This is a genomic window from Novosphingobium olei (assembly GCF_037076535.1).
Classification (GTDB): domain Bacteria; phylum Pseudomonadota; class Alphaproteobacteria; order Sphingomonadales; family Sphingomonadaceae; genus Novosphingobium; species Novosphingobium olei.
The window spans coordinates 779,064-799,895 of record NZ_AP029021.1 but is presented as its reverse complement, the minus strand read 5'-3'; the positions used below and the strand labels follow the sequence as shown (position 1 = coordinate 799,895).

22 protein-coding genes are annotated in these 20,832 nt (G+C 67.1%); 8 read left to right on the top strand and 14 right to left on the bottom strand.

All coding sequences use genetic code 11. From position 1 onward, the window contains the following. Nucleotides 1–14: 14 nt before the first annotated feature. The 4 genes from AACH40_RS03795 to fmt all read right to left on the bottom strand — a co-directional run bounded on the left by AACH40_RS03795 (nucleotide 15) and on the right by fmt (nucleotide 5,419). Nucleotides 15–2,429 carry a putative bifunctional diguanylate cyclase/phosphodiesterase gene (locus tag AACH40_RS03795; RefSeq protein WP_338644266.1) on the bottom strand — a complete coding sequence of 805 codons (2,415 nt, stop codon included), beginning with the start codon at nucleotides 2,427–2,429 and terminating at the stop codon, nucleotides 15–17. A 126-nt stretch (nucleotides 2,430–2,555) separates the two neighbouring features. Further along, the gene (locus AACH40_RS03790; RefSeq protein ID WP_338644265.1) at nucleotides 2,556–3,668 is read right to left on the bottom strand and encodes a zinc-binding dehydrogenase; all 1,113 of its coding nucleotides are present in this window, start codon (nucleotides 3,666–3,668) and stop codon (nucleotides 2,556–2,558) included. Continuing rightward, nucleotides 3,668–4,423, bottom strand: a complete 756-nt coding sequence (gene truA / locus AACH40_RS03785; protein WP_338644264.1) for a tRNA pseudouridine(38-40) synthase TruA — start codon at nucleotides 4,421–4,423, stop codon at nucleotides 3,668–3,670. Before truA ends, AACH40_RS03790 begins: the two co-directional genes overlap by 1 nt. Nucleotides 4,424–4,513: 90 nt before the next feature. Next, the gene (gene fmt / locus AACH40_RS03780) at nucleotides 4,514–5,419 is read right to left on the bottom strand and encodes a methionyl-tRNA formyltransferase (RefSeq protein WP_338644263.1); all 906 of its coding nucleotides are present in this window, start codon (nucleotides 5,417–5,419) and stop codon (nucleotides 4,514–4,516) included. A 181-nt stretch (nucleotides 5,420–5,600) separates the two neighbouring features. Here fmt and recR point away from each other — a divergent pair, with 181 nt between their 5' ends. Both recR and def read left to right on the top strand, forming a co-directional pair. After that, complete coding sequence (gene recR, locus AACH40_RS03775) at nucleotides 5,601–6,197, top strand: recombination mediator RecR (protein WP_338644262.1); 597 nt, start codon at nucleotides 5,601–5,603, stop codon at nucleotides 6,195–6,197. Nucleotides 6,198–6,274: 77 nt separating this feature from the next. Beyond that, nucleotides 6,275–6,844 carry a peptide deformylase gene (gene def / locus AACH40_RS03770; protein WP_169492352.1) on the top strand — a complete coding sequence of 190 codons (570 nt, stop codon included), beginning with the start codon at nucleotides 6,275–6,277 and terminating at the stop codon, nucleotides 6,842–6,844. A gap of 45 nt (nucleotides 6,845–6,889) precedes the next feature. On the opposite strand, the gene AACH40_RS03765 is transcribed toward def, so the two are convergent. Continuing rightward, nucleotides 6,890–7,294, bottom strand: coding sequence for a four-helix bundle copper-binding protein (locus AACH40_RS03765; RefSeq protein WP_338644259.1), 405 nt, complete (start codon nucleotides 7,292–7,294; stop codon nucleotides 6,890–6,892). A 155-nt stretch (nucleotides 7,295–7,449) separates the two neighbouring features. Here AACH40_RS03765 and rmuC point away from each other — a divergent pair, with 155 nt between their 5' ends. From rmuC to AACH40_RS18875, 3 genes are all read left to right on the top strand, one after another. After that, nucleotides 7,450–8,967: a DNA recombination protein RmuC gene (gene rmuC, locus AACH40_RS03760; protein WP_338644257.1), complete on the top strand. Its 1,518-nt coding sequence runs from the start codon at nucleotides 7,450–7,452 to the stop codon at nucleotides 8,965–8,967. Between the two features lie 17 nt (nucleotides 8,968–8,984). Continuing rightward, a complete protein-coding gene (locus AACH40_RS03755) occupies nucleotides 8,985–9,809 on the top strand; it encodes a hypothetical protein (protein WP_338644256.1) in 825 nt (274 codons plus the stop codon). A gap of 94 nt (nucleotides 9,810–9,903) precedes the next feature. Then, nucleotides 9,904–10,356: a GFA family protein gene (locus AACH40_RS18875; protein ID WP_422394879.1), complete on the top strand. Its 453-nt coding sequence runs from the start codon at nucleotides 9,904–9,906 to the stop codon at nucleotides 10,354–10,356. Between the two features lie 17 nt (nucleotides 10,357–10,373). Here AACH40_RS18875 and AACH40_RS03750 read toward each other — a convergent pair whose 3' ends face one another. The 8 genes from AACH40_RS03750 to AACH40_RS03715 form a co-directional block, all read right to left on the bottom strand. Next, nucleotides 10,374–10,781, bottom strand: a complete 408-nt coding sequence (locus AACH40_RS03750) for an META domain-containing protein (protein WP_169492348.1) — start codon at nucleotides 10,779–10,781, stop codon at nucleotides 10,374–10,376. A gap of 36 nt (nucleotides 10,782–10,817) precedes the next feature. Then, nucleotides 10,818–11,621 carry an RNA methyltransferase gene (locus AACH40_RS03745; RefSeq protein ID WP_338644255.1) on the bottom strand — a complete coding sequence of 268 codons (804 nt, stop codon included), beginning with the start codon at nucleotides 11,619–11,621 and terminating at the stop codon, nucleotides 10,818–10,820. Nucleotides 11,622–11,661: 40 nt separating this feature from the next. Continuing rightward, nucleotides 11,662–11,958, bottom strand: a complete 297-nt coding sequence (locus AACH40_RS03740; protein WP_338644254.1) for an HPr family phosphocarrier protein — start codon at nucleotides 11,956–11,958, stop codon at nucleotides 11,662–11,664. 3 nt (nucleotides 11,959–11,961) lie between these two features. Continuing rightward, nucleotides 11,962–12,366 (bottom strand): PTS sugar transporter subunit IIA, encoded by a 405-nt coding sequence (locus AACH40_RS03735; protein ID WP_338644253.1) that lies wholly within the window; start codon nucleotides 12,364–12,366, stop codon nucleotides 11,962–11,964. Between the two features lie 160 nt (nucleotides 12,367–12,526). Further along, nucleotides 12,527–13,450, bottom strand: a complete 924-nt coding sequence (gene rapZ / locus AACH40_RS03730) for an RNase adapter RapZ (protein ID WP_338644252.1) — start codon at nucleotides 13,448–13,450, stop codon at nucleotides 12,527–12,529. Between the two features lie 87 nt (nucleotides 13,451–13,537). Next, nucleotides 13,538–13,978, bottom strand: coding sequence for an HPr kinase/phosphorylase (locus tag AACH40_RS03725; RefSeq protein ID WP_422394878.1), 441 nt, complete (start codon nucleotides 13,976–13,978; stop codon nucleotides 13,538–13,540). Further along, entirely contained in the window at nucleotides 13,975–15,549 is a 1,575-nt protein-coding gene (locus AACH40_RS03720) for a sensor histidine kinase (protein WP_338644250.1), read from the bottom strand. The genes AACH40_RS03725 and AACH40_RS03720 overlap by 4 nt, the downstream gene beginning before the upstream one ends. After that, nucleotides 15,536–16,327, bottom strand: coding sequence for a response regulator transcription factor (locus tag AACH40_RS03715; protein WP_169492342.1), 792 nt, complete (start codon nucleotides 16,325–16,327; stop codon nucleotides 15,536–15,538). Before AACH40_RS03715 ends, AACH40_RS03720 begins: the two co-directional genes overlap by 14 nt. Nucleotides 16,328–16,634: 307 nt before the next feature. On the opposite strand from AACH40_RS03715, the gene AACH40_RS03710 reads away from it, so the two are divergent. The 3 genes from AACH40_RS03710 (at nucleotide 16,635) to AACH40_RS03700 (ending at nucleotide 20,077) form a co-directional block, all read left to right on the top strand. Further along, entirely contained in the window at nucleotides 16,635–18,239 is a 1,605-nt protein-coding gene (locus tag AACH40_RS03710; protein WP_338644249.1) for a phosphoenolpyruvate carboxykinase, read from the top strand. A gap of 406 nt (nucleotides 18,240–18,645) precedes the next feature. Then, on the top strand, nucleotides 18,646–19,092 hold the full coding sequence (locus tag AACH40_RS03705) for a hypothetical protein (RefSeq protein ID WP_338644247.1): 447 nt from the start codon (nucleotides 18,646–18,648) through the stop codon (nucleotides 19,090–19,092). Between the two features lie 61 nt (nucleotides 19,093–19,153). Continuing rightward, nucleotides 19,154–20,077, top strand: a complete 924-nt coding sequence (locus AACH40_RS03700) for an intradiol ring-cleavage dioxygenase (RefSeq protein WP_338644246.1) — start codon at nucleotides 19,154–19,156, stop codon at nucleotides 20,075–20,077. Between the two features lie 28 nt (nucleotides 20,078–20,105). On the opposite strand, the gene AACH40_RS03695 is transcribed toward AACH40_RS03700, so the two are convergent. After that, entirely contained in the window at nucleotides 20,106–20,795 is a 690-nt protein-coding gene (locus AACH40_RS03695; RefSeq protein WP_169492339.1) for a nitroreductase, read from the bottom strand. Nucleotides 20,796–20,832: the final 37 nt, after the last annotated feature.

Here is a 20,832-nt window from a genome sequence, read left to right as displayed (position 1 = left end):
CCCAGGCGGCCGGGCTAATTCCCGCAATCGACCTTCAGCGCCGAAGTCCCTTCGGTCGCCAGTCGCAACGCTGGCGAAACCCGCAGTCCCTGGGGTTCGCCCACAATCGTCGCGACGGCCGGCAACGGCACGCTCGTCTTGCGCGATATCTTTTCGATCGGCAGGTCGCTTGCCGGCAGCGCCCTGCTGAACAGATAGCCCTGCACCTGCTCGCAGCCGCGTTCGCGCAGGCGGGCAAGCTGTTCGGTATCCTCCACCCCTTCGGCAATGGTCTGCATGTTGAGCTTGGCGGCCAGCTCCAGCACCGCCTCGACGATGGCGCCGCTCTCGTCGTTGCGGGCAAGGTCCGTCACGAAGCAGCGGTCGATCTTGATCTTGTCGAACGGGAATGCGCGCAAGTAGTTGAGCGAGGAATAGCCCGTGCCGAAATCGTCGAGCGCGATGCGCACGCCCAGCGCGCGCAGGCGGTGCAGCAGCCGCAGCTGCGCCTCGCTGTCCTCCATCAGCATCGTCTCGGTGATCTCCAGCTCCAGCCGCCGCGGATCGAAGCCGGTGGTCGAAAGCGCCGAGACCACCTGCCGCAACAGTTCCCCGCCCCGCAGCTGCGCCGCCGAGACGTTGACCGCCACGGTCAGGTCCTTCGGCCAGGTCGCGGCTTCGGCCAGCGCCTCGCGCAGCACCCATTCGCCGATCTGCACGATCAGCCCGCTTTGCTCGGCGATCGGGATGAACACATCGGGCGGCACGTTGCCGCGCTCGGGATGATGCCAGCGCAGCAGCGCCTCGAACCCGGCGATGGCATCGGTGTCGAGCCGGTGCAGCGGCTGGTAGTGCAACTGGAACTGCCCGCCGGCAAAGGCGACGCGCATGTCCGCCTCCAGGTCGCGCCGCTCCAGCAGCTCGCGCTGCATGCCTTCGTGATAAAGCGAGGCCGTGCCCCGCCCATGCGCCTTGGCGTCATAGAGCGCGAGGTCCGCCGCGCGCAGCAGCTGTGCGCCTTCGCTGCCGTGGTCCGGGCCGATCGCCACGCCCACGCTGGCTCCGGCCTGCACCTTGCGCCCCTCGATCGCGATCGGCTCGACCAGTCCGCGCACGAAGGCGTCGGCCGTGTCGAGCGCCTGCTCGGGGCCAGAGACACGCGGCAGGATCACCGCGAATTCATCGCCGCCCAGCCTCGCCACGACCGCGCCCGATCCGGCGATCTCGACCAGCCGCCGCCCGGTCTCGACCAGCACGCGGTCACCCGCATCGTGGCCCATGCTGTCGTTGATCGCCTTGAAGTGGTCGAGGTCGATGAACAGCAGCGCAACTTTTCGCCCGCGCGGCTTGTCCTCCATCAACTGCTCCAGCCGGGCATGGAATTCGGCGCGGTTGGCAAGCCCGGTCAGCGGGTCGTGCTGGGCAAGATAGCGCACGCGGTTCTCCGCCTCGCGCCGGTCGGTCACATCGCGGATGAAACCGCGAAAGCCGCGATGTTCGCCATTGCTGGCATAGATCGGACAGCCCGATATCGACCAGTGGCGAAGATCGTCGCCATGGGCAAAGGTGATCGGCAGGTCGCGGAAAGGCTTCATCTGCCGCGCGGCGCGGCGCAGCGCATCGCGCTCGGCGCCGCGTTCGAACAGGTCGACCAGCTTGCGCCCTTCGAGCTCGCGCGGGCACATGCCGGTCGTGCGGCTAAGTCGGTCCGACGGCTGGACGATGTGCCCCTTGGAATCGGTTTCGACCAGCCAGTCGCTGCCATGTTCGTCGTACTGGTTGAGCAGCAGCTGGATCGTTTCGTGCGCGGTCTGCAGCTTGCGCGTGCGCAGCCGCCGCGTGGCGTACATGTAGTTCAGATTGAACATCTGCACGTGGATCCACGCCGCCTGCAGTGCGCCGACCATCAGCACCAGCCAGCCCGCAACTTCCGGCCGCAGCGCCATGGCGACGGAAAAGCCCGCACAGCCGATCCAGCCGGCGATGACCCCTGGCACCGGCAGGGTGAACTGGCCGTAGAAATCAAGCGTGCCGATGATACCGATCAGCATGGCCAGCGGCACCATCCGATCCGGCGAAACCTCCAGCAGCATGGCGACGTTGATCATCGTCATCGCCACGGCCCGGACATAGAGATAGCGCGACCATGCGCCTAACAGGACGCGGGGCGATGCGCCCGTTGCGGCCCGGTGGCGAGTGATCCTGATAAGACCGATCAGCAGCGCCGCGCAGGCGATCTGGCCGAAGATCAGCACCGGATCGCGCGGCGAGGCGACGAGCAACATCAGCCCGGCGCGCACCACTTCGAAGGCATCCACCGGTACGCTGTCGATCTGGTGGAGGCGCGAGCGCTCGAACCATTCGCGATCTGCCGGCTCCACCTCATGCCGGATGAGGTGGACCATCGCCAGCGGATGGCGCAGCAGGGCATCGCGTAACTTGCCAATCAAGCAGGGATCTCCCAACCCCAGCGGAACTCCGATGGTACGAGACCACCCGGACTACACGCTGACGGTTAGGAGCCTGCTGCCTTCACCTGCGGCGAATCCCTTATACGATTCGACCCCCGGCCGGGCTCAGTTGGGCAAAATCAGGTACTTCTCGCCGGTGCGGCGGGCGTTGTAGTCGAGCACCGCGTCGCGCGTCAGCACCTCGTCAAGGCTCACCTTCGCCTTGTACTTGCTGGCGAACGTGGTGGTCAGCCCGTCGCGCACGCGCTGGCGCAGACGCTCGACATTGTGCTCGCCGATCTTCTGCAGGAAGGGCATCAGCAGGAAGCCGTTGATCCCGAAGCTGAACCCGAAGTTCAACTGCAGCACCGTGGGCGAAAGATCGAGCAGGCCATAGATATAGGCCTGCTTCGGGCTGTTCGAACCATAGCGGCTGTATTCGGAATTCGCGTTGGCGACCTTTTCCATCGCCGAAAGGATCTGCGTCACCAGCTTGCCACCACCCGTGGCATCGAAGGCCATCGTCGCGCCGGTGGCCGAAAGCGCTGCGGCAAGGTCGTCGTGGAAGGTGGCTGCGCTGCTGTCGACGACGTGTTCTGCGCCGATCTCCTTCAGGATCGCCACCTGCGCCGGGCTGCGCACGATGTTGACCAGCGGCACGTTGTCTTCCTGGCAGATGCGCACCAGCATCTGGCCAAGGTTCGACGCCGCCGCCGTGTGGACGAGGCCCGTGTGGCCTTCACGCTTCATGCATTCGACAAAGCTCAGCGCGGTCAGCGGATTGACGAAAGCCGATGCCCCGTCCTCGGCGCTGGTCCCGTCGTTCAACACCATGCAACCGCGCGCATCGGCGATGCGGTACTGCGCATACATGCCGCCGGGGATGCAGGTCACCACCTTGCCCAGCAGGGCCTGCGCTTCGGGCGCATCGCCCGCCGCGATCACCGTGCCTGCGCCTTCGTTGCCCACCGGCATCGCCATGCCCCAGCGCGCCTTCATTGCGCGGGTGCCGCCTTCGGGCATCTTCGCCACGATCTTGCGCGGGGAGTAGGTCGCGTTCTCGACATCGGCAGGGCCGAACAGCAGGCCAAGGTCCGACGGATTGATCGGCGCAGCTTCCACCCGGATCAGCACTTCATGACCGGTCGGCTCGGGCAAGGTCTGTTCGACAATCTCGACCGTCAGCGTGCCGTTTTCCTCAAGCGTCGACAGCAGTTGCAGACCACGTGTCTCTGGCATCACGATTCTCCCGGATAGCTCGCTTTAACGAAGTAGAGCCCCTCGGGTGGCGCATTCAGTCCCAGTTTGCAACGGTCCCGCGCGGCGAGCGCTTCGGCCACGCGTTCGACCGGCCATTCGCTGCGACCGACCAGAGCCAGGCACCCCACCATCGATCGCACCTGATGGTGCAGGAAGCTGCGCGCCGCCGCCTCGATGATCACGTGATCGCCCTCGCGCCGCACGTCGAGCCGGTCGAGCGTCTTGACCGGGCTTGCCGCCTGGCACTGCACCGAACGGAAGGTGGTGAAATCGTGCTTGCCCACCAGCGCCTGGGCCGCCCGGTGCATCGCTTCCGCATCGAGATCGCGCGCGATCCGCCAGGCGCGCCCGGCCTCCAGCGTCAGCGGTGCGCGGCGGTTGGCAATCCGATATTCGTACGCGCGGTTGATGCACGAAAAGCGCGCGTGCCAGTCTTCGCTGACCTCTACGCAATCGAGAACGGCCACCGCCTGCCCCGCCATGCGCAGCCGCGCATTGAGCGCCTCGGACAGCCGGAACGGGGGCAGCGCCTTGTCGCTGTCGAAATGCGCCCGCATGCCCAGCGCATGGACCCCGGTGTCGGTCCGTCCGGCGGCGTGCAGCGTCACCGCATGGCCGACCACCGTCTCGGCCGCTTCCTCGATAGCCTGCTGCACCGACGGCCCGTGCGCCTGGCGCTGGAACCCCATGTAAGGCGTGCCATCCCATTCGAGCGTGAGGGCGTAACGCGTCACAGAACCACACTTTCAACATCGTCACCCCGGGCTTGGCTCGGGGCTGGGCTTTTCTTCTGCGACGGCGCGACAGGCTGAGACGTCATGGAATCAGCCAAGGACCGTCCCCGCCGCAATCGCCCGCCCGCGCAGCATCGCCGCCGTGTCCATCGCCGGCCGGCCCGCGCGCTGGACGATCGTCGGGCGCAGCGCCCCGCCACCGCAGGCGATGGTCAACGCCGCGTCGATTACCGTGCCGGGCGCGCCGCCGCCTTCAACCACCTCGGCCGCCAGCACGCGATAGCGCTCGCCCTCCAGCTCGAAGAACGCCCCCGGCGCCGGCGCAAAGGCGCGCACCTGCCGTTCGACCTGCTCCGCGCTCGCAGTGAAGTCGAGCCGGCTCTCGGCCTTGTCGATCTTGTGCGCGTAAGTCACGCCCTCCTCGGGCTGCACCACCGGCGGATGCACGCCGATGTCGGCCAGCACCTCGACCATCAGCGCCGCGCCTTTCTCGGCCAGCTCCGTCGTCAGTTCGCCCGCCGTCTTGCCCGCCACCGGCGTCTCCACCGTCGCGAGCATCGGCCCGGTATCCAGCCCGCGCTCCATCTGCATGATCGTCACGCCGGTGGCGGCGTCGCCCGCCAGGATCGCGCGCTGCACCGGCGCCGCCCCGCGCCAGCGTGGCAGCAGCGAGCCATGGACGTTCAGGCAGCCAAGGCGCGGCGCATCGAGCACCGCCTGCGGCAGGATCAGGCCATAGGCCGCAACCACCGCCACGTCCGCGCCCAGCGCCGCGAACGCCGCCTGTTCCTCGGCCCCCTTCAGCGAAACGGGCACGCGCACCTCGATCCCGTGGGCCTCTGCCGCAAGCTGCACCGGCGATGGCTGCAGCTTCTTGCCCCGCCCCGCCGGGCGCGGCGGCTGGCTATAGGCCGCGACCACCTCGTGCCCGGCCGCAACCAGCGCCTCGAGCGTCGGCACCGCGAAGTCGGGGGTTCCCATGAAGATGACTTTCACGCCGTAGCCTGCCTTCAGCCTGTTACTCCCAAGGCCGATTGCCCTGAGCCTGTCGAAGGGCTGTCCTTACTTCAGGGATCGCAAAAGAAAAGGACGGGCCTTCGACAAGCTCAGGCCGCGCGGAACGGGGCAGGCGCCAACCAGACTGGTCGGACAGCAAACGGTGGGATAGAGGAAGCCCATGGCATCGCAAGAGATCGAGGCGCTGGCCGGCGCCCTGGCCCGCCTTCCCGGCCTTGGCCCCCGCAGCGCGCGCCGCGCCGTCCTGTGGCTGATCAAGCGCCGCGAAACCGCGCTCGACCAGCTGGTCGGCGCGCTGCAGGTCGTGCGCGACGCGCTCGTCGAATGCGATGTGTGCGGCAATGTCGATACCACCAACCCCTGCGGCATCTGTTCCGACCCGCGCCGCGATCCGCGCTCGATCTGCGTGGTGGAGGAAGTCGCCGACCTCTGGGCGCTCGACCGCGCGCGCTTGTTCACCGGCCGCTATCACGTGCTGGGCGGCCGCCTGTCCGCGCTCGAAGGCGTGCGGCCCGAAGACCTCGCCATCGCCAGCCTGCTCAACCGCGTCGCGGCAGGCGGCATCGACGAAGTCGTGCTCGCGATGAACGCCACATTGGAAGGCCAGACCACCGCGCACTACATCGCCGAACGGCTCGAAGCCTACCCCGTCCGCCTCACCCAGCTCGCCCACGGCCTGCCCGTCGGCGGAGAGCTCGACTACCTCGACGAAGGCACCCTCGCCCAGGCCCTGCGCGCCCGTCGCCCGATCGGCTGACGCTCCGCCCCGCTTTCGATCACACTGATCGAAAGCCCTGCCTTGCGACTCCGCGCCGCTCGCCTTATCTGCGCCCCATGGCCATTCTTCCGATCATCGAAGTTCCCGATCCCCGCCTCAAGCAGGTGTCGGTCCCCGTCGACAATTTCGACGACCAGCTGCGCACGCTCGTCGCCGACATGTTCGATACGATGTACGATGCGCCAGGCATCGGCCTCGCCGCGATCCAGGTCGGCATTCCCTTGCGCGTGCTGGTGATCGATCTTCAGCCCGAAGATCCCGACGCCGAACCCGAAGTGTGCCACAGCCACGGCGGCCACCACCACACCCACCAGCCGACCAAGCGCGAGCCGCGGGTGTTCATCAATCCCGAGATCCTCGATCCGTCGGAAGAGCACAGCCTGTACCAGGAAGGCTGCCTTTCGGTGCCCGAGATCTACGCCGAAGTCGAACGCCCCGCGCGCATCCGCGCCCGCTGGCAGGACCTTGACGGCAAGGTGCACGAGGAACAGCTCGAAGGGCTGATGGCCACCTGCCTGCAGCACGAGATGGACCACCTCGAAGGCATCCTGTTCATCGACCATCTCAGCCGGCTCAAGCGCAACATGGCGCTCAAGAAGCTCGAAAAGCTGCGCAAGGTCGCCTGAACCGCGCCCGCCGCGCGGCGCAGGACAACCCTGCATCGCCGCGCGTCAGGCCATTTCCGCCTGGATCGATTCCATCGCCGCCCGGCAGTCGTCGGCGCATTCGCGGCACATCTGTGCGCAGCGGCGGCAATGATCATGGTCGTGCTTGGCACACTCCGCTTCGCAGACTTCGCATGAACGAATGCAGGTAAGCAGCTGCGAAACCAGCACTTCGCGGTTCGATCCGGTGCGCCGCGTCGCCACGCGCGCCGTGGCGGCGCAGATGTCCGCGCAATCTAGGCAGGTGCGCACGCACTGGTCCATGTCCATCGCCTCGGCAAGGCACGCATCGGCGCACGAGGTGCAGATCGCCGAACAGTACATGGCATGGCGCACCGCCTTGCCCAGCGCTTCGTTGTAGGTGGTCGCGGACACCTGCGGGTGTTCGCGGATCATGGCTTCGATCGACATTGTTTCGGCCCTTGTTGCTGATCGTCTATGGCCAAAGAGCGCGTGAACGGCCCGCGCTGTTCCATGTCGAATGACACAATGCCCGAACCGCTTGCCAGACCGTGCCGGGACGGTCTAGGTTCCCGCTTCGTTCCCCTTCCAGTCGGAGCCCGTCGTTGGACTCGCCTCTCGCCCTTGCCCTGCTCGTCCTCGTCGCCACGCTCGCCGGCCTTGCCGTCGGCTGGTTCCTTGGCGGCCGTCCTGTCGCCGAATGGAAGGCGCGCCACGCCGCGCGCGATGGCGAGGCCCGCGCGCACGAGGACCGGGTCAAGGCGATGGCCGTCGATCTTGCCACGCAGAGCGAACGGCTACGCCTGCTCGACCAGGTGAGCGGCGAACTTGCCGCGATCCGCGCCGAACGCGATTCGCTCTCCACCCGCCTCGCCTCCGCCGACCAGCGCGCCGCCGACGCTGAAACGGTGCGCGCCGAGCTCGCCGAAACGCGCGCCAGCCGTGAAGCGCTGCGCGCCGAACTCGCCGCGCTCAAGGCTGATGCCGAAAACTTCGCCGAACAGAAGCGCCTGCTGGTCGAAGCGCAGGAAGCGCTGCGCAAGGAATTCGAGAACGCCGGCAACAAGGTGCTGGAAAAGGCGCAGGAAGCCTTCCTCAACCGCGCCCACGCCCGGTTCGAGGAAAGCGAGAAAACCAGCGCCGAACGGCTGAAGGCCCTGCTCGCGCCCGTAGACCAGCGGCTCAAGAGCTACGAGGAGCAGGTCACCGGCCTTGAAAGGCAGCGCGTCGACGCCTTCGGGCAGCTGACCGGCCTGATCCAGTCGATGCGCGATGGGCAGGAAGCCGTGCGCATGGCCGCCGCGCAGCTCGGCAACAGCTTGCGCAACGGCCCCAAGACGCGCGGCCGCTGGGGCGAACTGCAGCTGCGCAACGTGCTCGAACAGTGCGGCCTGTCCGAACACACCGATTTCGTCACCGAACATTCGGTCGATACCGAGGAAGGCCGCCTGCGCCCCGACGCCATCGTCCGCATTCCCGGCAACAAGCTGCTGGTGATCGACGCCAAGGTGTCGCTGAACGCCTATCAGGACGCGTTCGAGGCCGAAAGCGACGAGGCGCGCAAGGCCGCGCTTGGCGCCCACGTCCAGTCGATGCGCAACCATATCCAGACGCTGGGCGCCAAGTCGTACCAGAGCCAGTTCGAGGAAGCGCCCGACTACGTGCTGATGTTCGTGCCAGGCGAACACTTCATCGCCGCCGCGCTCGAACGCGATCCCACGCTGTGGGACTTCGCCTTCGAACGGCGCGTCCTGCTCGCCAGCCCCACCAACCTCGTCGCCATCGCCCGCACCGTGGCGCAGGTCTGGCGTCAGGACGGCCTGGCCCGCGAAGCGCGCGAGATCGGGCGCATGGGCGGCGAACTCTACGATCGCCTCGCCGTCGCGGCCGAACATCTGAAGCGGGTCGGCTCGGGGCTGGAAAGCGCGGTCGGCAACTACAACAAGTTCGTCGGCAGCTTCGAACGCAACGTGCTGTCGGCGGGCAAACGCCTGCGCGACAAGCACATCGAGATCGGCAAGCGCGAGATTGACGACGTGCCGCTGGTGGAGACAAGCCCGCGTTACGGTGATAGCGTGGCGGAACCGGCGGCGTTGCCTGCGATTGAGGACGTGAACACCTGAAGGGACGGCAAGAAGCGTTGATTGGGCATGGCGGACTTGGCAGGGTCCTGGCTGGCGCATCGCTCGCCGCCGCCGTCCTGACGCTCGCCGGCTGCAACGCGCCCGAGCCGTCGCCCACCACAGAAGCTTCCGAACCCGCGCCGGCGCCCCTTGCCAGCGAGGCGCCGCCGGCATCCCCATCCGCCCCCGCTGCCGCCGCCAGCACAGAACCGTCCAGCACGGCCGATCCCGAGGATGACGCGAGCGATGCCGCCACCGAGCGCAAGGTCGCCAGCCTGCGCCCGCTCGACGAATGCGCCCGCCTGCCCGGCTGGGCCGCGTTCCACGGCAAGCTGACCGATGCCGTTTCCCGCCGCGATGCCAAGGCGCTGGTCGCGCTCGCCGCGCCCGACGTCACGCTCGATTACGGCGGCGGCCATGGCCGCGACGAACTCGCCAAGCGGCTCGCCACGCCGCAGGCCGGCACGGCCCTGTGGACCGACCTCGCCACGATCCTGCGCATGGGCTGCGACACCCGCGATGGACTTGCGGTGATGCCGTGGTTCTTCTGGAACGTGCCCGAAACGATCGATCCGGGCGAAACCATGCTGGCAACCGGCAGCGCCATCCCGCTGCTCGCCAAGCCGAAAGCCGATGCCGCGCGCGTGGCGTCGCTCGATTGGGAAGTCGTCACCCTGCAACCCGGTTTCGACCCGGCACGGCGCTTTACCGGCGTCGAAACCGAAGACGGCCTCAAGGGCCAGGTCGAAACGAAGAACCTGCGCAGCGTGCTCGCCCGCCGCATGATCGTCGAACGCAACGACGGCACCTGGCAAGTCTCCGCCTTCGTCGCGGGGGATTGAAACCGAGGCGAGTTCATCTGCGGGCTTGTGGGATCGCTGGCATGCCCTAGCGTTTAGGACGTATCATTTTTGGCTTGGCACTAAGGAACCTGGCATGGATTTGCGCAAGACCATCCTTTCCAACCTTGCTGAGATGGCGCCGCCGATCACAGGTGCATGCCTCTGCGGAAACGTGCGCTACACATGCACGGAAAGTCCGATCTGGTCGGTGAATTGCCATTGCAGGTCATGCCAAAGGCTCAGCGGTGCCCCCTTTGTATCGGCCTTCTCCGTCCCCGCCCATGCCTTTGCCGTTAGCGGGGAAACCATGAGCTTTCGCCGATCGTCAGACAGCGGCCACGAAGTGACGACAGCATACTGCGGATCCTGCGGGGCCCGGATTCACGCGCAATCCGCGGGAGCTCGGCACCTTATGAACGTCTTTGCGTCCTCGCTAACCGATCCTTCAGCGTTTAGACCCATCGCGAACGTTTACCTCAAAGAGGCGGTAGGCTGGATGGATCCGCCCGAAACCATGCTGAACTTCCCGGGAATGCCGCACACCTGAATGGCGCAAAGCTCCCCTCAGGGCAGGCGCCGCGCCTCGATCGCGTGGCCGGCGGACTTCAGCCGCAATTCGCTGCCGTTGCGCTCGAACGCGGGCGCGCCGGCCAGCAGCGCGCTGACCGCCTGTTCCTGTTGCCACACGGGCCCATCGCAGAACATTTGCGTGGCGATCAGCGGGCCAGCGATCACGCGGCCCGCTTCGAGGCGATAGGCCCCGCCCATGCCGTTGCAGCCGACGTTGGCCGAAATGCGCTCGGCATCGAAGGCGATGCGTGCCTTGTCGGGCGCGGCGCTGGCCGCGCCGTCGACGCGCACGATCTGCCATTGCGTGCCGGCCAGCGCCGTCGTGCCACCGCCGGGCGTGGCGCACCCGGCAAGCGCGAGTGTGGCGGCAACAGCGCCCGAAATGACAGCAAAACGTCGCATGATCAGCGACATAGCACCAAGCGCCTGACCGCGCCCTTAACGCTCGACTGCGGCAAGCACCTCATAGGCGAGCACGGCGGCGGCAACGGCCGCGTTCAGGCTGTCGGCGCGGCCCTTCATCGGCATCGTCACGCGCAGGTCGCAGGCCATTTCGTACGCCTCGGGCAAGCCTTGCGATTCGTTGCCGACCATGACGAAGCACGGCGCGGCATAAGGCGCGCCGCGATAAGGCTGCGCCTCGCGCAGCGATGCCGCAACCAGTTGCCCATCCGCCTGCCGCAGCCAGCCTTCGAATTCCTCCCAGCGCGCCTGCGCCAGCGCCACGGTGAAGATCCCGCCCATGCTCGCACGCACCGCCTCGACCGAGAAGGGATCGACGCAATCGTCCAGCAGGATCAGCCCGCCCGCCCCCACAGCGTCTGCCGTACGCAGCATCGTGCCAAGGTTGCCCGGATCGCGCATCGCCTGCGCCACCAGCCAGATCGGCGCGGCCGTGCGGTCGATGCGGGCAAGGCGCGTGTCCCATTCGGCGAAGACCCCGGCCACGGCCTGCGGGTTGTCCTTGCCGGTCACCTTGGCGAGCAGGTCGATGGGCAGCTCGATCACTTCGCCGCCCGCCGCCTCGACCGCGCGCTCCAGTTCCGCCAGCAGCGGATGCTCGTCGCGCCCCTGCGCCATCAGCAGCATTTCCGGCAACCGCCCGCCCTCGCGCGCGTCGGTCAGCAGCCGCAGCCCTTCGACCAGGAACTTGCCCGCCAGCCGGCGATGCTTCTTCTCGCGCAGCGAACGCACGAACTTGACGGTGGGATTGGAAAACCCGGTGATGACCTTGCGCGGCATGGACCCGCCTTGCGTCAGCGCGCCGTGCTAGGCAAGCGGCTCAATCTTCGCCGAAGCCGTCCTTCACCAGACCCGCGAGCTTCATCAGCACGGCGTCGGCATCGCCTTCGGCACCGGTAACGGTGATGTCCACGCTGTCCCCCTTGGCCGCGCCCAGCATCATCAGGCCCAGGATCGACGCGCCGTTGGCTTCGGTCCCGTCCTTGGCCACGGTCACGTCAAAGCCTTCGGGCAGCTTGGCCACGGCGTTGACGAACTTGGCGCTGGCGCGCGCATGCAGTCCGCGCTGGTTGACGATCGTGACCGTCTCACGAGCGGCGTATGCAGAATCCCCCATCGTTCACGCATCCTGTCCCAGGAATTCGGACGCGATCGTTATGTAGTTTCGCCCCGCATCGCGCGCAGCGGCCGTCGCGTCCTTGACGTCCATGCAGGTCCGCGCCTTGGCGAGGCGGATCAGCATGGGCAGATTGATGCCGGCGATCACTTCCACCCGGCCCGCTTCCAGCAGCGAGATGGCAAGGTTGGAAGGCGTGCCGCCGAACAGGTCGGTGAGGATGATGACACCCTTGCCCGAATCGACGCGGCGGATCGCGTCGGCGATCTCCTTGCGTCGCTTCTCCATGTCGTCATTGGGTCCGATGCAGACCCCGACGACGTCGGACTGGCGGCCGACGACGTGCTCCATCGCGTGGATGAATTCGTCGGCAAGAGCGCCATGGGTAACGAGAATAAGACCGATCATGGAAGGGAAAGGCTCCGAAGTGCTGCCCGGCATCCTGCTCTATCCTGTCTGAACACAGGCTTGGCATAGGACTCCGGCATGCTTGAACACTGGCAATCCGCAGGCATGTCTTCCAGAGCCGCTCTCTTCCCGAAGGTCGTCTTCATTGGCAGCCCGTGGGTCACACTTGCGGCCTCTCGACAAGGTCCGCGGTACGCGACGCCAGGTTGCGGTGCAGCAATGTGGGTGAAAAACCTGCCTCGCGCAAGGCCGAAGCGATGCGCTCTGCCATGTAGACCGAACGGTGTTTCCCTCCGGTACACCCGAACGCCACGTGGACATAGGCCTTGCCTTGCGCCTCGAAGCGCGGAAGCAGCAGTTCCAGCAGCCCGCGAATCCGCTCGAACGCCTCGGCAAAGGCCGGGTCCTGGCGGATGTAGTCGCCCACGGGCGCATCCTTGCCGGTCAGCGGGCGCAGGTCCTCCACCCAGTGCGGATTGGCCAGGAAGCGCATGTCGAACACCAGGTCGGCCAGCGGCGGGGTCCCGCGCGAAAAGCCGAAGCTCGATATCGTCAGCGTCGAACGGCCCGGCGCCTCGCTGCCGAACGCGGCGCGGATCGCCTGCTGCAGATCGTTGGTGGTGAAGTCGGTGGTGGAAATCACCACGTCGGCCCAGCGCCGCAGCGGATCGAGCAGTTCGCGCTCGGCGGCGATCCCGGCCAGCGCCGGCTTGTCGGCGCTCATGGGATGGCGGCGGCGCGTCTCGTTGAAGCGGCGCTCAAGCTCGGCCCCGCCGCAATCGAGGAACAGCGTGCTGATCGAAAGGTCCGCGCGCGCGGCCAGCGCATCGACGCGCTCGATGATCTTGGCCGGATCGAACCCGCGGGTGCGCGTGTCGAAGCCGATCGCCAGCGGCGCCCCCGCCTCCAGCCGCGCCGAGCCGGGTTCGGTTTCCAGCAGGCGGTCGAGCAGGCGGATCGGGAAGTTGTCGATCGCTTCCCAGCCCATGTCCTCGAACGTGCGCAGGGCGGTGGTCTTGCCCGCGCCCAGCACGCCGGTCACCAGCAGGATGCGCTGAGGGCTCTGATCCGAGTCGGGGTTCATACGTGCCGCGTTCTTGCGCTTTCGCAGCCGCGAAGGGAAGTCCGCTCGCGGTGCTAGGCGGTCCGTAACCTTTCGCGAACTTCCGACTCAGCGTTCGGGCAGGCCATACTGCGCCAGCGCCAGTTCGGCGCGCAGCGCCAGCACCGGCGTATCGGGATAGAGCCGGATCAGCGGCAGCGGCAGCCCCGCCCGCACCGCCGTTTCCGCCCCCGAAACGAAGCGCGGCGCCCGCGCATCGAGCGCCAGCACGAGCGCGACCGGTGCTGCCACCACCGACGGCATGTCGACGATGCCCAGGTTGCGCACTTCCAGCTTGCCCGCGATGTTCGGGTGCGGGCTTGCCAGCAGCGTGTCGCCATCCACGTCGAGCAGCACGCCGTCGTCGCCCACCAGCACCCCGCCCCGGTCGATCAGCGCGAGCGCCAGGCTGGATTTGCCCGCGCCCGGTGCGCCCTCGATCAGCAGCGCCCGCCGCCCGATCATCACGCAGCTTGCCTGGTGCGGCGTCCCGCCAAGGCCCAAGGTCACGCTTCCTCCTCGCCGGCGGCCGGCAGTTCGAGCACGAGGCAGGCGCCCTGCGCGCCATCGGCGCGGTCGGCGATGCCCAGCGTGCCATCATGCGCCTCGGCGATCGTCCGGGCAATGGCCAGGCCAAGGCCGCTGTGCGCGCCGAAGGCTTCCCCGGCCGGGCGAACCGAATGGAATCGCTCGAAAACCTTATCGCGCTCGCTCAGCGGCACGCCGGGGCCGTGGTCGGACACGGTCAGCCGCACGCGCTCGCCATCGGCGGTCACGTCCACCTCGACCGCCGCGCCGGGGGGCGAGAACGAGGCGGCGTTGTCGAGCAGGTTGTCGAGCACGCGTTCAAGCCGCAGCGCATCGCCGTGGACGATCGCCATGATCGTGTCGCTGTGGAAGCGGATCGGGCAATCGCCGTGCTGGTCGGGACGCGCGCCGCGCGCCGCCACCACTTGCGCGGCAAGCTCGGCCAGGTCCAACTCGACGAACGTGGCGCGCGAAAGTTCGGCATCGATCCGGCTGGCATCGGCGATCTCGGTGATCAGCCGGTCGATGCGCTGCACGTCGTGCGTGGCGATGGCGAGCAGCTGGCGGCGCAAGTCCGCATCCTCCACCTTGCCCATCGATTCGACCGCGCTTGAAAGCGACGCGAGCGGGTTCTTCAATTCGTGCGCCACGTCGGCGGCGAAGCTTTCCACCGCGTCGATCTTCTGGCGCAGCGCGTTGGTCATGTCCGATATGGCGCGGGCGAGCAGGCCGATCTCGTCGCCCCGGTCGGGCAGGCGCGGCACCACCACCTCGCGATCGCGCCCCAGCCGCACCCGCACCGCCGCGCGCACCAGCTGGCGCAGCGGCTGGACGATCGTGCGCGCCAGGAACAGCGACAGCTGGATCGACGCGAGCAGCGCAAGCCCGATGATGATCACCAGCGTCTGGCGCGCGTCGCGAACCGCCTGCGTGATGTCGAGCGCATTGCGCATCGACAGCAGCATGTCGCCGTTCGTCCCCACCGGCGTTGCCGCGGTGATCACGGGCGTGCGGTCGGGGGCATAGCGCAAGTACACTTCGGTCGCGCGCGTCTCGCGGGCAAGCGCGATCTCGGGCCAGTTGCCCGCGCCCGGCTGCGGGGGCTCCCGATATCGCTCGATGCTCGGCGCGCCGACGATGAAGTCCACCCCGCGGTCAAGCGCGCGCGCCGCCTTCTGGTACCACGGCTCGCGCGCCGGATCGATGAAGGCGAACGATGGCGGCCCCAGCTGGAAGCTGTCGTCCAGCAGCCGCCCGCGCGCATCGTAATACGTCAGCCGCAGCGTGCGCTCGGTGCCGATCCGCACCAGCAGGTCGCGCCGCCGCGCCGGGGCTGCCTCCTCCAGCGCATCGGCGGCGATCTCGGCCTCGGCCCGCGCCAGCTTGAAGCGTTCGGCCAGCAGCTGCTTGCGATAGCTGTCGAGGTAGAAGAAGCTGCCCGCCAGCAGCGCCAGCGCGATGACGTTGACGGCCAGGATGCGGCTGGTCAGCGATACGCCGCGCCAGCGCACCCGCCGCAGCCGCGCGGGCAGCGTCCGATCAGCCTTCGGCAAAGCTGTATCCCGCGCCGTACAGCGTCTCGATTCCAGAGAACGCCGGGTCCACCGCGCGGAACTTGCGGCGCAGGCGCTTGATGTGGCTGTCGATGGTGCGATCGTCGACGAACACGTCGTCGTGATAGGCTGCGTCCATCAGCTGGTTGCGCGTCTTGACCACGCCGGGGCGCAGCGCCAGCGCCTCCAGGATCAGGAACTCGGTTACCGTCAGCGAAACCTGCTGCCCGCGCCATTCCACCTGATGGCGCGCCGGGTCCATCGTCAGCGCACCGCGCCGGATCGGCTCGGGCAGCGGCTCGGCCGGCTCGCCCGTGCCTTCGGTCGGGCTCGCCCGCACGATGTCGCTGCGCCGCAGGATCGCCCGGATGCGCGCGATCAGCAGCCGCTGGCTGAACGGCTTGGCGATGTAATCGTCCGCACCCATCGACAGGCCCAGCGCCTCGTCCGCCTCGTCGTCCTTGCTGGTCAGGAAGATCAGCGGCAGCGCGCTCTTCTCGCGCAAGCGGCTCAGCAGTTCGAACCCGTCCATGCGCGGCATCTTGATGTCGCACACCACCAGGTCGGGCGGATTGTCGAGCAGTGCCTTCAGCGCGCCCGCGCCATCGTTGTACACGCGCGTGGCAAAGCCTTCGGTCTGCAGCGCGATCGACAGCGTGGTCAGGATGTTGCGGTCATCGTCGACCAGCGCCACGACGCGGGCGCCGGATGCGGGCCGGGCCGCGCTGCCCGGTGCGGCAATCGACGTTTCCGGGTGCTCGACGGGACTGTCGGCCATGGCTCGTTTCGGGTCCGGTTGCCTGCGGTGGCGGTTGGGCGGGCGGCGAGGCTTAACCGGCGCAGCACGGGCTGGCAATCGGAGCGGCCGGGTCGCCGGGCTTCTTTACATTCGCGTAACGCAGTTCCAGTTGAATTCCTTGCAATCGACCGCGCAAAAAACTGTGTTGCCGCACGCCATTTGACGCAGCAAAGGCCAAGCACTATGCGCGATGGAAACTCACGTGCATTCGTATTCAGATTCTGCGCCGCCGCGCAGCGCCGGGACCCGTCCCGCCCTGCCAGGCCCGCACAACGGGAGGCTTGAAGTGTCCGATACCAGCCTGAACGTCTCGCTCTCGCAGCAGGGATATCCTGAACCGGCGCAGCTGTTCGCCAACCTTCCCACCGGGCCGCTGGTCGAACACGCCATCCGCAACGGCGAAGGCCTCCTCGCCAAGGACGGCCCGCTGGTCGTTGCCACCGGCAAGCACACCGGTCGCAGCGCCAAGGACAAGTTCATCGTCCGCGATGCCGAAACCGAAAACACCGTGTGGTGGGGCAAGACCAACGTGGCGATGACGCCCGAACACTTCGCCAACCTCAAGGCCGATTTCATCAAGGCGCTGGGCGAAAAGGACAAGCTCTACGTGGCCGACCTGTTCGGCGGCTCGCAGAGCGAATACCGCGTCAACGTGCGCGTGATCAACGAATTCGCCTGGCACAACCTGTTCATCCGCACGCTGTTGGTTCGCCCCACGGCTGAAGAGCTGACCTCGTTCGTGCCCGAATACACGATCATCGATCTGCCCAGCTTCCGCGCCGATACCGAACGCCACGGTTCGCGCAGCGAAACGGTGATCGCGGTCAACTTCACCGAAAAGCTGATCCTGATCGGCGGCACCAGCTACGCCGGCGAAATGAAGAAGTCGGTGTTCGGCATCCTCAACTACCTGCTGCCGGTGAAGGGCGTCATGCCCATGCACTGCTCGGCCAACATCGGCCCCAACGGCGATACCGCCGTGTTCTTCGGCCTGTCGGGCACCGGCAAGACCACGCTGTCGGCCGATGCCAGCCGCACGCTGATCGGCGACGATGAACATGGCTGGTCGGACACCGCCGTGTTCAACTTCGAAGGCGGCTGCTACGCCAAGATGATCCGCCTCTCGGCCGAAGCCGAACCGGAAATCTTCGCCACCACCAAGCGTTTCGGCACCGTACTCGAAAACGTCGTGATCGATCCCGTCACGCGCGAAATCGACCTCGACGACAACAGCCTCGCCGAGAACAGCCGCGGTTCGTACCCGATCGATTTCATTCCGAACTGCTCGGAAAAGAACCTCGGCCCGGTGCCGCAGAACATCATCTTCCTCACCGCCGATGCCTATGGCGTGCTGCCGCCGATCGCGCGGCTCACCCCCGAACAGGCGATGTACCACTTCCTCTCGGGCTACACCGCTCGCGTCGCCGGCACCGAAATCGGCGTGACCGAGCCGGAAGCCACCTTCTCGACCTGCTTCGGCGCGCCGTTCATGCCGCGCCACCCGTCGGTCTATGGCAACCTGCTCAAGGAACGCATCAACAAGGGCGGCGTGAAGTGCTGGCTGGTCAACACCGGCTGGTCGGGCGGCAAGGCCACCATGGAAGGCATCAAGCGCATGCCGATCAAGGCCACCCGCGCCCTGCTCAACGCCGCGCTCGACGGCAGCCTGAACGAAGCCGAATTCCGCGAAGATCCGAACTTCGGCTTCGAAGTGCCGGTCGCGGTGCCGGGCGTCGATGCGAAGCTGCTCGATCCGCGCGGTGCCTGGGCCGATGGCGCCGAATACGACAAGACCGCGCAGGATCTCGTGCGCAAGTTCATCGACAACTTCGAACAGTTTGCCGAACACGTCGATGAATCGGTTCGCCAGGCAGCGCCCGTCGCCGCCTGATCCAGCCGTTCTTTCCGAACAGCAAGGCCCCGTCGCTCGCGGCGGGGCCTTTTGCTTTTTAAGAAGGGGCTGGCCGCCCTGTCCGGTCGGTGCCAGAGGGTCGTTGAATCCCCTTTCGGCATCACACGAACCCTCGCCGCCTGTAGGGTATTGCATATACAAATTGTGTCACCATGACCGGCTGCTGCGCTGTCCTACATCCGGCAGGTGGGCTATCCATTGCCCGATGCCAGCCCGAATTTCCCTCTTTTCCGCCGTTCCTGGCCAGTACCCGCCGCCTCATCGGCCCTATGCCCGAAGGTCGGGAAGCGGTGGTGAGTTATTGCTCAGGACCGTGTCAACCCCGTCAACCCTGCCGATTTAGCGCCTGCCTTTTCGCCCCCCTTCCCCCAGGATTTTCCCCTCGATGACCGACCACCCGATTCGCCCCTTTGCTTCCAACGCAGCCGTGCGCCACGTCGCCGGCGGGCTCCTCGCGGCTACCCTGCCCAAGCAGGAATGGACCCACGAAGCGCACCTCGCGGCCTGCCTGTGCCTGCTGCGCGAACATCCCGATGTCGTGCTGGAACGCGATCTTCCCGGTGTCATCCGCACCTACAACGAAGCCGTGGGCGGCCAGAACACCGACAGCGCCGGCTATCACGAAACGCTCACCCAGCTCTACATCCGCGGCGTGCGCGCCTTCGCCGCATTGCTGTCCGCCGGCACCCCGCTGGTCGATGCGGTCAATGCCCTCCTCGCCAGCGAGATCGGCCCGCGCGACTGGCCGCTTTGCTTCTATTCCAGGGACCGCCTGTTCAGCGTGGAAGCCCGCCGCGGCTGGGTGGAACCGGATCTCGCCACGGTGGAGTGATTTTCGCGAAGGATCGCACCTTCCCCCGCGTTTGCCCTCGCAGCGCAACGGGAGGACCGACATGAACACGACGAACGAACAACACGACGATCATCACGGCCACGGCCTGGCGGAAGATCTCGCGCGGATGGACAAGATGCGCGTCGACCGCCGCCGCGCAATCGGCCTGTTCGCCGCGACCGGCGGTTCGGCGATCGTGCTCGGTTGCGGCGACGGTGGCAGTTCGGGCTCGACGGTCACGGTGTCGACATCGAGCGCCACCGCAACTTCGACCGCGACCGCCACCGCCACGGCAACGGCAACCGCGACTGCAACGGCCACCGCCGGTGCCTGCACCGTCCCCGCCACGGAAACCAATGGCCCCTACCCCGCCGATGGCACCAACACGTCATCGGGCCTTACATCGAACGCGCTCACCGCCAGCGGTGTCGTGCGCAGCGACATCCGTTCAAGCTTCGTCGGCACGTCGACCACCGTCGCTACCGGCACGCTGCTGACGCTGACGATCACCGTGGTCGATGCCAACAACGGCTGCGCTCCGCTCGCCGGTTATGCCGTCTACATCTGGCACTGCGACAAGGACGGAAAATATTCGCTCTACAGCCTGCCGAACGAAAGCTACCTGCGCGGCGTGCAGGTGACCGACAGCAACGGGCAGGTCACGTTCACCACGATCTTCCCCGGCTGCTACAGCGGCCGCTACCCGCACATCCACTTCGAGGTGTTTTCGAGCCTCGCCAATGCCACCAGCGGGCGCAGCGCGGTGCTGATTTCGCAGCTTGCCATGCCGGCAACGGCCTGCGCGGCGGTCTATGCCCAGTCGAGCTATTCAAGCAGCGTCAGCGCCTACAACGCCAGTTCGATCTCGTCGGACAATGTCTTCGGCGACAACACCAGCGCGCAGATGGCGGTGATGACGCCTGCCATGACCGGGTCGGTCAGCGCAGGCTACGCCGCCACGACGACGATCGGCATCGCCACCTGACGCGCCGCGGCCGCCTGCGCGCGGTCCGTCAGTCGGGAAAGCCGACGAAGCGCGCGCACTCGGCCACGCTCTTGCGGTTGGAGACGACGGCGTTGGCGGGAAAGTCATCGTCCGGCCAGCCCATCGCCACGCAGATCATGATCACCTGGTCTTCCGGAATGCCGGCATGTTCGCGCACCACGGGCGACTGCATGATCCCCTGGCTGTTGATCACACAGCCCAGCCCCTTGGACCAGGCGGCGTTGACCAGCGCGTTGGTCACCGCGCCGCAGTCGAACGGCGCGATGTCGCTGCCTTCGAGCACCTTGTCGTAGGTCACCACGACCGAGACGGGCGCATCGAACTGACGGAAGCCGCGCAGGACCCAGTCCATCCGGCCTTCCTTGTCGTCGCGGGCGATGCCCATCACGCCGAACAGCTGCTTGGCAACATCGATCTGCCGTTCGCGGTGCTGCGGGCCGATGGCGCCGCCGGCGCGGAATTCGCGGCTGTCGGGCACGCCGGCCAGATTGCGTTCGGTGTTCCCGGCGCGGATCCTGTCGAGCGGCTCGCCAGCCACGACGGTGAAGTTCCACGGCTGGGTGTTGTGCGACGATGGCGCCCGCAGGGCGAGCTGAAGCACTTCCTCGATCACCGCGCGGGGCACCGGCTCCGCTTTGAAGCCGCGGATGCTGCGCCGGCCGGTCACGATGTCGGCATAGGTCGCGGTTTCGTTCATCGCATCTGATCTCCTCTTGCGCGCTGTTTAATCGAAC